We start from the raw sequence: 13,365 nt of genomic DNA on the forward strand, positions 1-13,365 counted from the left end.
GAAAATTCAGCTGTACACCACCACAAGGATGCGCCTACCAAAAAATGTTATGAAATATAACGATTAACCATAAACTTTTGATGATGATGTCCATTTTCCTCCAATAATTATTACCATGAAATGTTTCCAGCACAATGTTAATTACTGCCAATAGGATGCACAAAAAAACAACATAAAAATAATGAATATTTGGAGTGATAATTACTATAAATAACGTGAAAAGTGACAAGACAATCATTACAATGGATTGTTTATTTGTCGAATACATTGGAATTTTACGCTTTTTATCAGTTGGTTCACGCATTTTCCGACCAACAAGCCAATCTAACAACAGATACAATGTAGTAGTAACGATAATTACGATTATTTTAATACGATCTTTTTCGCTATGCTCAAAACTCGGTATTATGACATCTTTCCCAACCGAAAATAAATGGTCATTCGTTTTATCATAAAAATAAGAACCGGATCCGCTATTGTATTCAACAATAATTCGAGATGAGCCATCATGATAATTCAGCCTGTAGGTATTTTGAATAAAGGCATAATCTGGAATCGACTTCTCTACCAAGATTAGCTTATTCATAAATTGTTCCATATGTGTAAGTGACTCCTGATCGGTAAATTCATCGACTCCCATTTGCCACTTTGAGTTTGGATTCCCTTCCCCGTAAAGCATATAAATCGCTTCCAGTCGTGGTTCTTCATCGTTTTCACTCGTGATTATTTGTTGCTTTGGCATGGAGGCGATGAGAAAGACGATGATGCATAGAACGCCAATAACTGCCGATGGAACTTGCCAATGGAATTTTTTTCGATTGATACGCGATTCTATTTGTTTAAAGTCGTGTTCTAATTTCGCCGTATCAACTTGAATTTCCGTTAATTGCTGCAATTGTTTTTCCTCATTCATCATCTACACCTCCTAGTAATATTCGCAACGCTTTTAAGCCGCGCGCCGTATTATTTTTCACTTTCGCTTCACTGCAACTTAAAATTTCTGCCGTTTCCTTCACCGAATATTCCTCAATATAGCGCAGCACAATAACTTCACGGTAACCCCATTTAATTCGTTGCAACGCGGCATATAACTTTTCAAGCTCGTCAGTTTGAATAACGACTTCCTCGGGTAATTTCTCCTGCGCTTCAGGCTCTGTTTTCAGCTGGAAAAACGATAAAATCTTTTTTCTGCGATAATAATCGTATACAATGTTGCGTGCGATTTTTAGTAAATAAGTTCTTTCGTGCTCGGTATAATTTTTTTGATAATAGCGGTAAAAGGTTTCCTGCAAAAAATCATGCGCTAATTCTGCATCATTCGTTAAATACCGTATGTACTTGTAAATTGCCTCATAATGGGCATCAAAAAGCTCACGTCGCATCCATTCTCCCCCCTCTCCCTTAAAGACGAACGACGCTTCCATTGGAATCACTTTTTCAACAATTATATTTTCAACACACAAAAAAATCGCCCGAACGAATCATACGTTGTACGATTTCGTTCGGGCTTTTTGATTGGATGGCGTGGGAAAGAAGTTAAACGCCCATTTTTCTGCGAGTGTTACTTGTTTTTTTCGTTTGCTGGCTCTTCATTTTTTTCGTAGAAGTGTCGCCTTTTGAGTTCCCTTTAGTAGATGCAGATTGATTTTTTTTGTTTTCAAGCTGCTGTTTAACTAGCTCCTGCAAACTCAATTTCTTTTTTGGTGCTTCTGATTGGTTGTTTTCAGTCATATTGTTTTCCTCCTTTTGAAAGTAGATGTTCTTTAAAATTGAACTACCTTAACTTTAATTGTAAATGACCATTTGTTGTAAATGCAAATAATTCCTTCATCTAGTTCGGGCCGTTGCTTCCATTGACCGGTCATCCTATGCACTGTTTATTATACTACATAAACGATGCGAACCCCTTACAAATCGTAAAAACGCATTCCCGATTTTTTAAAGGGAATGCGTTTGATTATTATTATTTTACTTCTAGTAATTGCAGCGCTTGTTGCACTTGCTCTTCTGATAAATTATGGCGCACGATATAACGATTGCGCTCATGCGTTGTACACTCGATTGTACAGCCACCAAGATGCTTAGCTTCATTTTCCTCAGAGGCAATGATTTGCTTATTACACTCTGGGTTCGCACAATTAATATAGCGCTCACATGGCTCCCCATCATAGTGATCACGCCCAACTACGACATGCTCCACCTGATTAATTGGCACCGTTAAACGCTCATCAAATACATACATTTGCCCATCCCATAGCTGCCCTTTTGCAACAGGATCTTTCCCGTATGTTGCAACACCGCCATGTAATTGACCGACATCGCCGAATCCTTCACGCTTCATCCAGCCTGAGAATTTCTCACAGCGAATCCCACCTGTACAATACGTTAACACATTTTTACCTTCAAAAAGCTCTTTGTTTTTACGCACCCATTCCGGTGTATCGCGGAAATTTTCGACTTCCGGACGAATCGCTCCACGGAAATGACCAACATCATATTCATACGTATTACGCACATCTAAAACTACTGTATTTTCATCTTGCATTTCTTCTAAAAATTGCTCAGGTGATAAATAACGACCTGTTAATTCATGTGGGTTGACATCTGCTTCTAACCCTAAATGCACTAATTCAGGGCGCGGGCGTACATGCATTTTCTTGAATGTATGTCCTTCTGCCTCGTCTATTTTAAAAACAATACCGTCGAATAATGGATCGGCTTTCATCATGTCCATATAAGCCATCGTTTGCTCTTTTGTCCCTGATACCGTGCCATTAATACCTTCTGTCGCAACTAAAATGCGACCTTTTAAACCAATTTCTTTACACGCTTGTAAATGCGCCTCAGAAAATGCTGCTGGATCTACAATCGTTGTGTAATGATAATACAATAATACTTGATAATTCATATTTTCCACCTATCATTCATATATTTGCAGGATATACCTGATAGTCTAAAACTACCTTACAATAATAAAGCATTTGTGCGAAAATTTCTATCAGTAATAAGGCTGAATTATTTGGGTGATTATTTACTGTTGTGTATGGTATATTTAGGGAAATAATACATTCGAGTTACTATTACATAAAATAGGAGAATGACTATGCGAAAGTTTATCGGAATTGGGTTGATTTTTTTTATAGTTAGTTTCGTATATATGCTATTTTATGGGACACCGTGGGGGAATGTACAAGCAAAAAGAGAAATTGTCCATTATTTAGAAAATAAATACGGTGAGCCATTTCACGTGAAGCAACCGAGATTTTGGATAATGGATGGAAATTTTCATGCCGAAGCTTCGCCAGCTGCAAGACCCGATTTGATTTTTATCGTTGGAACCGAACAAGGTGAGGAAGGTATTCAAGATAGTTATTTACGGGAGTCCTGGCGTTATGAAGGTCATCGTGATGTGGCAGCCATTGTTACTCCTTATTACAAGGCAAAAAAAATTTTTGTCGAACTTTATAACCCATCACCACCTATCGATAATGCAGACTTATATGCATATGAAAAGTATAGACAGTTGGATATTATCATTGATTTACAGAAAACTTCCATTGCATCAAAGCAAGAGGAAAATATGAAAATCTATCAAGTTTTAATGGCAATCGTACAGCAAGAAATTCCAATAAAAAACCTTAGTTTCTGGTTTAAAAATGGACTGTTTCGCATTAACAAAACGGAGCTTCTGCAATTGCGAAATGAAACTGAATTATTCACTTATTGGGTGTCTAAATGATTACATATTACTAGCAGTTGCATAACGACTATTAGTTTACTTCAATTACAAATGTATAGGATACTTCTCCATTTACCCATTTTGCGAACGCCTCGTAAATAAAACGACCTTTGTTTGCTGGCACATGCACTTGGTTATTTTTCATTTTAATTTCTCTAAGTCTACCATTTTAATCACATGCGTAAAGGGTTACCTTTGGGTTTTCTTCAAACACAATTGTAATGTTAGTATTCGGTTCCAACAGAATGGGGGTTATATTTTCACTCATTTGATATGGAGATGCCGTATCCATTTGTACACTCACTGTCCCTAACCCTTTCTTCCTTTCTCATTTGTAAGCGCCCCTCTTCATTTCATACTTTTGCTCATTTGCGTGAATCAATCCCACCATGCGATTCTTGTTGCTTCCGGAGAGACATGGGATATCAGTTTCCTAGCGAATAATCCCGGGATTTGGCCATTCCATTGCCATATGCCACATCATGTCACAAATAACGGAGCACCTGGCGTGGGTGGCATGTTTACAACAGTTAATTATTGTTAATAAATTTCCGGATAAAAACAAACCCCGTATTTTAATCAAAATACGAGGTTTTACTTGTTTACCGCTATTCATTATTATAATAAAGATTGTTTCTTCTGGGATGCGAATCTTCTACCCGTTAGTTGGAGTACAATTTTTCAATGCCTCTAATTACGATGACTATGTATAACGTGGCTTAAACGAAGTAACTAATTAATAATCCAACTGATAATAGGAAGCAAAAAATCGTATTTGTTAGCGCTGTTGATTTCATTGCTACACGCATAAACTGAGGTTCCTTTGCTCCCTTTCGAAAACTTTGAATTGCAGAGATCGGCTTTTTCACACCTAGGAACAAAACCAATGACCAGGGACTTATATACCCCATTAATACGATGATTAAAATCCAAACAAAGGAAAATGAAAACGCAATAGCTAGAAACTTAACCGCTTTTTCTCTCCCAAGGAGTATAGGCAACGTTTTTCTTCCACCTTTAATATCTTCTTCAATATCACGGATGTTATTGGACATGTTGATGGCCCCTACTAAAATCCCAACCGGAATGGAAATTAATAGACTCTCAACTGTTATATTATTTGTTTGAATAAAGAAAGCAATTAATACAAAGCCTGTACCCATTGATAATCCAGAAAATAACTCGCCAAATGGCGTATACGCAATCGGTAATGGACCGCCTGTGTATAAATAGCCAATTGCCATCCCGCATAAACCGATGACCGCTAACCACCATGTACTATTCATACAAATATACACACCGATAAATGCTGCCACAATATACAATAAAAACGCAACAGTTAAAACATTTTTCGGCTTTAATCCATGACGGACGATTCCACCACCAATACCAACAGAATCAGCAGTATCTAATCCACGTTTAAAATCATAATACTCATTAAATAGATTGGTTGCAATTTGCAATGCTAAACACGAGAGTATCATGCCAATAAATAGAAACCAATTTATCTCAGTTTCATAAAGTGCTGCAACTGTCCCTAATATGACAGGGGCAAACGTCGCCGTTAATGTATGAGGGCGGGTCATTGTCCACATTAATTTAGCGGAACTCATCTCTTTTTCACTTACCATAAATCGTTATATCCTCCTACGTTTTCAATAATATCGTTAGAAGTATTATTTCTATGTACTTCCTTTTCAAAGGATACATTATATCACATATTACCAAACTTCAACTATCCTGCAATGTTAGCTCAATAATATTAATAGAGCATCTCACTGATTTCTAAAATCAAACTTATCATCGGGCACGTCTAACGAATGTCCATTTATTACTACTGTATCATTGTCTGTCCATTTAATCGTTGCTTCCGATTCACGGTAATTCCAATAAACATTTTTAGTATTATTCCCTTTGTTATTGAATACTAACTCCCCACGAACAGCATAGGCAGTTGTAGCTCCCCCATTGGTAACATATGCTTTTAACGTGTATTCCCCTGTAGGTGATTTCTCTTCTGTGAGGTACTCTCCTGTCGGTAAACGGTTCATACTAATATCCCGCTATTTCTCCCAAAGTTCGACCAGTCGACCTTCAGGATCTTTAATCCAAATAAACGTTCCAAATTCACTAATCTCTTTTTCCTTTTCAAGAGGTACACCAATATGTTCAAGATGCCTGATAGTCTCGTTTAGATCATGTACTTGGAAATTTAACATCACTTGTTGTTCTGTTGGAAAATAGCTGTCATTCTCGGTAAAGAAAGAAAAGATAGTCTCATTTCCTAATTGGGGTTTAATCACAGTCCCATTCCAATTTTCTAAATCAATCTTCAACACTTCACCGTACCACTGTTTTACAATATCAATATTCTTAGTTCTCCAAAATATTCCTCCAAAACCTTTTATCATCGTATCTAACTCCTGTCTGTCTTATATTTTTTAAGTTTAATGTTAAGTTCCTACTTCAACGATACCTCTGCATGAAGATAAAATAGGGTTAATTACTACTTGGATCAACGACTTCGTTAGTTAAGAACAATGGATAGACTTCACGCAAATAATTAGGTATATCACCTTCTTGTATAGTTGCTAATTCTTTAAAAGATACACCTTCCCCTAATAGGTATTGTACGATTTCCCAACCAACAAAGTAAACTTCTCTTTCGTTATTAGTTGTTCCGTTGCCAAATGTAAACCTTGTTACCGCTTCAGATGAAGAATCTTCCAAGAATGGGAGGGTACCTTTAATTATTTCCCATTTATGTTCATTACAGGTCTCGAACCACCCCTTTTTATGTTCAATATAATGCTCATCTAGATCGCCAGGAACTAAAAATTTACTTACCTGAGTTGCTAATCCTTCTTGTATTATAGTTGAGGCAATTGTTCGTTCCCACTTTGCAGTTAAATTTGCAGTATGTGAATGAACTATATGTGTCAGTTCGTGTGATAGTAATATATCAGAATCTCCATTTTCAATAGGAAGGCATAGTGCTAAACGCTTTTCGTCAAAAGGAGCAACAAAAGGGTTGTTTTCAAATCCGCCAACAAAATAAACAACAACTAAATTAATTGGTTGGTCATAGCCCAACAGTGCTTTTATTTTTGCTAGGTAATGATTAATTCTCTCCTGATTCGGTTCCCATTGTTCAAGATTTAATAAATGTTCACTGTAGCTTTCCCAAGCTCCTTCTAACAAATTCCTGGCAATTACTTTCCCTTCCTCACCAGGAGGAACTGCAGCAAAGTTATAATGTTCTTCCCATAGTGTCCATCTTTTTTCTTTATCAATATCAGACTTGTTAGCCATTTGGTAAAAGGCTAAGAACTTAGGTACCAAATTGAGCAATTCAACTTTATCCAATAAATCTCACCCCTTAACTCCCATTTCTTTTTGAACTAATCTGTAGTGCTAATAAATATCAATATGTTTAAATTTCGATAGATTTGTTAATAATTCCTTTAATAATAACATTTTGGAGATAATTATAGTGTTACTATCAAGAGCAGGGGAAGTATATCACTTAAACGTTGCCTTTTATACTAATGCAACCGTTTCTCTAAGTAATCAATCCTTTTTATTGTGGCATTTAAGCAAATCAGGCGCATTATAGTAAGCCCGAAAATATGAAAAAAGCGCCAAACCCTTCATAATCTAGGGTTTGGCGCTTTTGATAGTTGTTTATGGGACGAAAAATCTCCACTCACAAAAAAATTATTTTATAAACCACATTTTAGCTGGGCACCACAGTTTGTACATGTGTTACAGCCGCCCATTTCCTCTACCGTACCTTGACGGCATACTGGACATGTGTTTCCTACTTCTGAACCGATTGTTACGTCCGTTTCTGATAGTGGTTTAATTGTATCCACTAATACGACTTGGCGTTTTACTACGACTTCTTCTTGCTTTAATTCTTCAAATTCCATTTGCTCATCCGTATTAGCTTCTTCGGCTTTTAGCGTTAGTACTTGCGAGTCACGTGAACCGTCCACGTAAACTGTACCGCCTTTCGCTCCACCTTTATATAAGCGCTCGTAAACACTTTGCACTTGCTCAACTGTATAACCTTTTGGCGCATTCACTGTTTTCGAAATAGATGAGTCGATCCAATTTTGGATAATACATTGAACATCGGCATGTGCCTCTGCTGATAATTCCATTGAAGATTTGAACCAGTTTGGTAAATTATTTTCATCCATACCTGGATTTGCTTCTAAATATTCTTTCACGATTTCTGCTTTTACTTCGATAAACTTACCTAATCGTCCTGAACGGTAGTAAGTGAAACTGAAGTAAGGCTCAAGACCAGTAGCAACTCCGACCATTGTACCAGTTGATCCCGTAGGTGCAACTGTTAATAAGTGCGAATTGCGAATACCGTTTGCGATCACGCCTTCACGAATGTGCTCCGGCATTTTTTTCATAAAGCCTGTATTTGTAAAGGCTTCGCGTAAACGAGCAGTTTCTGCATCTGTTGCGCCTTGTAAGAACGGGAAGCTGCCGCGCTCTTTTCCAAGCTCAATTGATTGTTCATAAGCGGCAATCGCGATCGTTTTAAAGATTTCGTCTACAAGCGCATTACCCTCATCTGAACCGTATTCTTTTTCACAGTAAATAAGTAAATCGGCAAGACCCATAACACCAAGACCAACACGGCGTTCACCAAGTGCTTGCTTTTTATTATCTTCTAAGAAATATGGTGTTGCGTCAATTACGTTATCTTGCATACGTACGCCCACTTGAACCGTTTGACGTAACGCTTCATAATCAACTGTTTTCGTTTCTTTATTTGCAAACTGCGCTAAGTTTACCGCAGCTAAGTTACATACTGAATATGGAGCTAATGGTTGTTCTCCACACGGATTCGTTGCAACTACTTGTTGACCATAGCTTCGTGCATTGGTCATATCGTTCGCATTGTCGATGAAGAAAATACCTGGCTCGGCAGCATACGTTGCACAAATATTCACTAAGTTCCAAAGCTCTTTTGCTTTAATTGTACGGTGCGTGCGAACAGGATAGCCTAGCTTTTCCCATTCACGAACATCGCCTACTTCATGCCATTTTTCGTTGTAGATTTTCATTTGCTCTGGTGTGTAATTTGCCACATCCGGGAAACGTAATGGGAATTCTTCATCATTTTCAACAGCGGCCATAAATTCTTTCGTTAATGTTACAGAAATATTCGCACCTGTTAAAAATTCCGGATTGTGTACAGAGTATGTACCCCCGTCGCGTAATTTTGTTTCCGCATCACGGATAATTGCTTGACTAAAGCCACCGAAGCCTTCAATGCTTTTATAGTTAACAATTCCTTGATACATCGCATCTTCTTGCTGTGTTAACGGCTTGAATTTTAGCTTTTCTTTCGCTAAACGGATAATCGATTCATCCGCTGTATTCTCAATTAAATAACGTAAAATACGTGGGTTTTGCATTTTAGAAATAATAAATTCCACGATATCTGGATGCCAATCTGCTAACATGATCATTTGTGCACCGCGTCGTGAACCACCTTGCTCTACAAGATGCGTTAATTTCGCAATATCATCCAACCAGCTAACTGAACCAGATGATTTCCCATTAACTCCGCGCGCTAATGTATTACGAGGACGTAGCGTTGATCCGTTTGTACCAACACCACCACCACGACTCATAATTTCCATTACTTGCTTACGGTGATCACTAATGCCTTCACGAGAATCCGCTACAAAAGGCATAACATAACAGTTAAAGAATGTTACTTCAGTTTCAGAACCTGCTCCATAAATGACACGGCCAGCTGGAATAAACTTCAATCCTACAAGCTGCTCATAAAACTTTCCAAACCATTCTTGACGTTTTTCTTCGGTCTTTTCTACAGATGCTAAACCTGTTGCGTTTCGTTTAGCAATTTGCTCGTAATAGATTTCTAAAGGCTTTTCGATAATATCTAATGAACGTACAATAATACCCGTTGCTTGCTCACTCTCGTCCAATACATTTCGATAATCTGCTTCAATCATAATCGAGGCCATCTTGTTTTCATGGTCAATCGATTGGATAATTCCAAGGCCACGTGCAGGGAATTTCGGATCTTGTTTGACCGTTAATACGACAAAATCTCCTGCTTTTAACGTTTTCTTTTCCGTATCCTTAAAAGAATAACGATCAATCATTACAAGGCGAGACACCCCTTTATGCGTAATATGCATATCGGATGTAATCGGATGCACCTGCGGGAATTGTTCGATATCTTGATTTAACTGATCAATTTGGATGGTTTGCTCTAATACACTTGCCATCTATAAAGCCTCCTTTTGAAAATTACTCTAAATTAATAGTTCCCAACAAAAATCAAAATCAAACACAATATATACAATATATTGTGTTTGATTCTTTTATTGGAATCTATATGTTGATTTTCATTTATTTACTTAAAAAAGATTACAATATAAATTTATTTCAAACAAGGGGTTGATTTTTTTAAAATTTCGTAAACCTCAATAATATCAACGTTTCCCGCATTAAAAATATTTTTATAAAAAACAAAACAAACGTTCGTAACTCATTTTCTGAAATTCCAATTGTCTGTCAAGTATTTATTTTGCTCTAACTGTTTCACATATTGAAGTTGTTCCGCCGTTAATTCATAAGGAACTAAGTCAATGTCCAGCGCCTCTTCAAACCCTTCTGAGAACGCGCTCACACATTGTTCAATTGTAAAAGGTGTTGTTGCTAATTGATTCATCGCAACCGCCTTCTCAGGCAATTTTAAACGCATTTTCTCTTTCGCTTCAGGCGTTGCAAAATTAAATAGTGATAACAATAATTCTTCATCAAGATCTAATAGAATTGCTCCATGTTGAAGTATAACACCCTTTTGTCGAGTTTGCGCACTACCAGCAACTTTTTTCCCTTCCACAACCAATTCATACCAACTTGGCGCGTCAAAACAAACCGCGCTTTTTGGTTTTTTTAAATCAGATAAGCTTTCCTGCGTTTCCGGAACACTAAAATAAGCATCTAAACCTAATTTTCTAAACCCAAGTAATAACCCCTCACTCAATACACGATACGCTTCTGTTACTGTTACAGGCATATTTGGATAGTTTTCTGAAACAATAATTGAATATGTAAGTTCTTGATCATGTAATACAGCACGTCCACCTGTTGGGCGACGAACAAAACCTAAATTTTGATCCTTCACCGCCTGCAAATTAATATCACGCTCGGCTCGTTGAAAGTAACCAATTGATAACGTCGCAGGGTTCCATTCATAAAAACGGATAATTGGTGGCATACTTCCCTCACTATGCCAGTCTAATAATGCTTCATCTAATGCCATATTAAAACTCGGACTACACTTACCTGAATTGATAAAATACCACTGTTTTTTCAAAATCTCATCTCCTATAATTCAATTACGCCTCGGCGTATTTGTGTCCAGATTTTTTTCGAGCTCGCTCGAAAAAAAATCTGTGACATCCGCCGGGGCATTAACTTGATTCAGCTGGGTTTTGAACCCACATTGAATAAAATTGCATATTTGGCATTCATCCCCCACTTATACAATTAAGGGACTTCTGCTGAAACAAGTTAACTATTTTAGCAAACTGACTCGACTAACTCTAATCCATCTCTTATAATAGATGTAGAGAACGAAAGGGGCAATTTAGCAGTGACAATACTTTATTCCATTTTAGCTGTTTTAGCGATCATAATCATTTATGTAGTAGTCAATTCATATCGCTTAAAAAAAGCTGTAACAAATTTAACACAAGAAGAATTTATTAAAGGCTACCGAAAAGCACAATTAATCGATTTACGTGAGCCAAAAGAATTCGAAGCAGGACATATTTTAGGTGCCCGTAACATCCCGACAACTCAATTTGGCACACGTCATAAAGAAATTCGTCCAGATTTACCGGTCTACCTATATTGCCAAAATTCAGGACGCAGCGCGCGTGCAGCTTTGTCATTAAAGAAAAAAGGATACACTCAAATTTTTCAATTACAAGGCGGCTTCAAAACTTGGACTGGTAAAGTAAAAGCAAAATCATAACGAAAATCCAGCTCCCTCTTTTGTAGGGAGCTTTCTTTATATCAATCAAGCCTCGGCTAACTCTTGTCCAGATTTCTTCGAGCCTGCTCGAAAAGCTCCTTTTAAAAATCTATGACAGCCGCCAGGAGCATTGGGCCAACACGATGTTGGTCACTCAGGCGGGGTTTGAGCCCTACTGAATTAAGTGCTGATTTAGTATTTATCCCCCACATATAGAAGGAATGACTTCTGCTGAAGCAAGTTTAATTTGAGTTTCTTCTATTATACACGAAGCGGTTAGAAGTCAAATAATTAACATCTAGTAAAACTGGACAATTACAACAATAATAGAGACAAAGGATGGTTATTCACATGAAAATCGCCGCGCCAAAAATTGCGAATCATTTACCGATGCGTTCCTTCCATGATTTGCAAATGGAAGAAGAGTTAGAACTTTATGATTGCCAAATTATCGATGATGAATTTGAAAATGAACAAATAGACAATTTACGTATTTCCACTGCTCATATAAAGAATTCAAATTTAATCGGTTCCAGCTTATCAAAAGCAGATTTCCTAGACGTCATCTTTGAAAACTGCGACTTATCGAATGTACGACTAGACGGTGCGAATATACACCGTGTCCACTTCAAAAATTGTAAATTACTCGGCGTCAATTTTACAGATGTGCGCTTTGGCAATGTGACGTTTGAGCACTGTATCGGCAATTTATCGGTTTTTTCACAGTCCAAATTTGATAAAGTGCAATTTGTATCATGCGAGCTTAAACAAACGGATTTTTACGATTGCACCTTTAAAAACATCGAGTTCCATCATTGCAATATCAATGAAGCTAACCTCGAAGAAACGAAACTTGCTGGTGTCGACTTAAGTTCATGCACATTTGAAACACTGACGGTTGGCATCCAGTCATTAAAGGGTTGCACCGTTTCTGTACAGCAGGCCACGCTACTCGCCACACTTATGGGATTGATTGTTAAATAATAAAAATAAGCCTATTGAAGATTAATCTCTTCAATAGGCTTATTATAAATTTTAATTGTAGCTTATTTCAAGTGTTCCAACTTCACAAACTTTTTGTCGCTTCTTTTAATGCTTTTCCTTCTATAGGAATCCGAACCGTAAGCATCCACGCGTTTAAGATGGTAAAACAGAGAGCGGTAAAATAAGCTTGGAACATCAGCGGAATCACTAAAATTTCAAGACATACAATGACGTAATTAGGATGAGGTATAAAGGCATATGGACCTTTTTTGACAAGCGTTGCCCCTGGTAAAATGAGTATTTTCGTATTCCAAAATGACCCTAAAGACATTAAGCACCAAATTCGCATCAGTTGTAAACCTAGGAAAACTATTAGTAACAAGTAATCCGGCGTCTGTATTGCGTTCCCGTACATCACTTCAATTATGAGACTGACAAAAAAACTACTATGCAACATAATCATGTAAGGATAATGAGAAGCCCCTACCTCGTAAGCTCCTTTTGCCCGCATCGTTTTTTCATTGCGTTTCGCTACGACAAGTTCGACTAGTCTTTGCAAGATGATGAGTATGATAATAATCGCAAATACCAC

General features: G+C 37.4%; 14 protein-coding genes and 2 pseudogenes. 5 read left to right on the forward strand and 11 right to left on the reverse strand.

The genetic code is table 11. From position 1 onward, the window contains the following. Nucleotides 1-34 precede the first annotated feature (34 nt). From CSE16_RS13630 to CSE16_RS13645, 4 genes are all read right to left on the reverse strand, one after another. A complete protein-coding gene (locus CSE16_RS13630; protein WP_099424410.1) occupies nucleotides 35-913 on the reverse strand; it encodes a hypothetical protein in 879 nt (292 codons plus the stop codon). Continuing rightward, nucleotides 906-1,382: an RNA polymerase sigma factor gene (locus CSE16_RS13635; RefSeq protein ID WP_099424411.1), complete on the reverse strand. Its 477-nt coding sequence runs from the start codon at nucleotides 1,380-1,382 to the stop codon at nucleotides 906-908. Before CSE16_RS13635 ends, CSE16_RS13630 begins: the two co-directional genes overlap by 8 nt. Nucleotides 1,383-1,536: 154 nt before the next feature. Further along, the gene (locus CSE16_RS13640; RefSeq protein ID WP_099424412.1) at nucleotides 1,537-1,731 is read right to left on the reverse strand and encodes a hypothetical protein; all 195 of its coding nucleotides are present in this window, start codon (nucleotides 1,729-1,731) and stop codon (nucleotides 1,537-1,539) included. Nucleotides 1,732-1,963: 232 nt separating this feature from the next. Next, complete coding sequence (locus tag CSE16_RS13645) at nucleotides 1,964-2,908, reverse strand: oxygen-dependent tRNA uridine(34) hydroxylase TrhO (protein WP_099424413.1); 945 nt, start codon at nucleotides 2,906-2,908, stop codon at nucleotides 1,964-1,966. Nucleotides 2,909-3,103: 195 nt separating this feature from the next. On the opposite strand from CSE16_RS13645, the gene CSE16_RS13650 reads away from it, so the two are divergent. Together CSE16_RS13650 and CSE16_RS13655 are read left to right on the forward strand one after the other, a co-directional pair. Continuing rightward, nucleotides 3,104-3,739, forward strand: a complete 636-nt coding sequence (locus CSE16_RS13650; RefSeq protein WP_099424414.1) for a hypothetical protein — start codon at nucleotides 3,104-3,106, stop codon at nucleotides 3,737-3,739. 388 nt (nucleotides 3,740-4,127) lie between these two features. Next, a pseudogene (locus CSE16_RS13655) lies at nucleotides 4,128-4,283 on the forward strand (multicopper oxidase domain-containing protein); the annotation flags it as partial. Between the two features lie 175 nt (nucleotides 4,284-4,458). Here the strand turns inward: CSE16_RS13655 and CSE16_RS13660 are convergent. The 4 genes and pseudogenes from CSE16_RS13660 to CSE16_RS13675 form a co-directional block, all read right to left on the reverse strand. After that, entirely contained in the window at nucleotides 4,459-5,370 is a 912-nt protein-coding gene (locus CSE16_RS13660) for a 1,4-dihydroxy-2-naphthoate polyprenyltransferase (RefSeq protein WP_099424415.1), read from the reverse strand. Between the two features lie 144 nt (nucleotides 5,371-5,514). Beyond that, nucleotides 5,515-5,793, reverse strand: a pseudogene (locus tag CSE16_RS13665) (DUF5412 family protein); the annotation flags it as partial. 9 nt (nucleotides 5,794-5,802) lie between these two features. Beyond that, nucleotides 5,803-6,150, reverse strand: a complete 348-nt coding sequence (locus CSE16_RS13670) for a VOC family protein (protein ID WP_099424416.1) — start codon at nucleotides 6,148-6,150, stop codon at nucleotides 5,803-5,805. Nucleotides 6,151-6,238: 88 nt separating this feature from the next. Next, nucleotides 6,239-7,105, reverse strand: coding sequence for a DUF2268 domain-containing putative Zn-dependent protease (locus tag CSE16_RS13675; protein ID WP_099424417.1), 867 nt, complete (start codon nucleotides 7,103-7,105; stop codon nucleotides 6,239-6,241). Between the two features lie 127 nt (nucleotides 7,106-7,232). Here CSE16_RS13675 and CSE16_RS22065 point away from each other — a divergent pair, with 127 nt between their 5' ends. Beyond that, nucleotides 7,233-7,355, forward strand: coding sequence for a hypothetical protein (locus tag CSE16_RS22065; protein WP_256376289.1), 123 nt, complete (start codon nucleotides 7,233-7,235; stop codon nucleotides 7,353-7,355). Nucleotides 7,356-7,461: 106 nt separating this feature from the next. Here CSE16_RS22065 and CSE16_RS13680 read toward each other — a convergent pair whose 3' ends face one another. Next, nucleotides 7,462-10,029, reverse strand: a complete 2,568-nt coding sequence (locus CSE16_RS13680) for a vitamin B12-dependent ribonucleotide reductase (protein WP_099424418.1) — start codon at nucleotides 10,027-10,029, stop codon at nucleotides 7,462-7,464. 263 nt (nucleotides 10,030-10,292) lie between these two features. After that, nucleotides 10,293-11,072 (reverse strand): lipoate--protein ligase family protein, encoded by a 780-nt coding sequence (locus CSE16_RS13685; protein WP_099425836.1) that lies wholly within the window; start codon nucleotides 11,070-11,072, stop codon nucleotides 10,293-10,295. 333 nt (nucleotides 11,073-11,405) lie between these two features. On the opposite strand from CSE16_RS13685, the gene CSE16_RS13690 reads away from it, so the two are divergent. Together CSE16_RS13690 and CSE16_RS13695 are read left to right on the forward strand one after the other, a co-directional pair. Further along, nucleotides 11,406-11,789: a rhodanese-like domain-containing protein gene (locus tag CSE16_RS13690; protein ID WP_099424419.1), complete on the forward strand. Its 384-nt coding sequence runs from the start codon at nucleotides 11,406-11,408 to the stop codon at nucleotides 11,787-11,789. Between the two features lie 351 nt (nucleotides 11,790-12,140). Continuing rightward, nucleotides 12,141-12,773, forward strand: a complete 633-nt coding sequence (locus CSE16_RS13695) for a pentapeptide repeat-containing protein (RefSeq protein ID WP_099424420.1) — start codon at nucleotides 12,141-12,143, stop codon at nucleotides 12,771-12,773. Nucleotides 12,774-12,855: 82 nt separating this feature from the next. Here CSE16_RS13695 and CSE16_RS13700 read toward each other — a convergent pair whose 3' ends face one another. Continuing rightward, nucleotides 12,856-13,365 carry an isoprenylcysteine carboxyl methyltransferase family protein gene (locus CSE16_RS13700; RefSeq protein ID WP_253896088.1) on the reverse strand — a complete coding sequence of 170 codons (510 nt, stop codon included), beginning with the start codon at nucleotides 13,363-13,365 and terminating at the stop codon, nucleotides 12,856-12,858.

The organism is Solibacillus sp. R5-41, assembly GCF_002736105.1.
Taxonomy (GTDB): domain Bacteria; phylum Bacillota; class Bacilli; order Bacillales_A; family Planococcaceae; genus Solibacillus.

Coding starts and splice junctions, on each gene's coding strand:
- CSE16_RS13680 (WP_099424418.1), bottom strand. CDS start 10,029: ATGGCAAGTGTATTAGAGCAAACCATCCAAATTGATCAGTTAAATCAA.
- CSE16_RS13670 (WP_099424416.1), bottom strand. CDS start 6,150: ATGATAAAAGGTTTTGGAGGAATATTTTGGAGAACTAAGAATATTGAT.
- CSE16_RS13650 (WP_099424414.1), top strand. CDS start 3,104: ATGCGAAAGTTTATCGGAATTGGGTTGATTTTTTTTATAGTTAGTTTC.
- CSE16_RS13630 (WP_099424410.1), bottom strand. CDS start 913: ATGAATGAGGAAAAACAATTGCAGCAATTAACGGAAATTCAAGTTGAT.
- CSE16_RS13685 (WP_099425836.1), bottom strand. CDS start 11,072: ATGGCATTAGATGAAGCATTATTAGACTGGCATAGTGAGGGAAGTATG.
- CSE16_RS13660 (WP_099424415.1), bottom strand. CDS start 5,370: ATGGTAAGTGAAAAAGAGATGAGTTCCGCTAAATTAATGTGGACAATG.
- CSE16_RS13635 (WP_099424411.1), bottom strand. CDS start 1,382: ATGCGACGTGAGCTTTTTGATGCCCATTATGAGGCAATTTACAAGTAC.
- CSE16_RS13695 (WP_099424420.1), top strand. CDS start 12,141: ATGAAAATCGCCGCGCCAAAAATTGCGAATCATTTACCGATGCGTTCC.
- CSE16_RS13645 (WP_099424413.1), bottom strand. CDS start 2,908: ATGAATTATCAAGTATTATTGTATTATCATTACACAACGATTGTAGAT.
- CSE16_RS13640 (WP_099424412.1), bottom strand. CDS start 1,731: ATGACTGAAAACAACCAATCAGAAGCACCAAAAAAGAAATTGAGTTTG.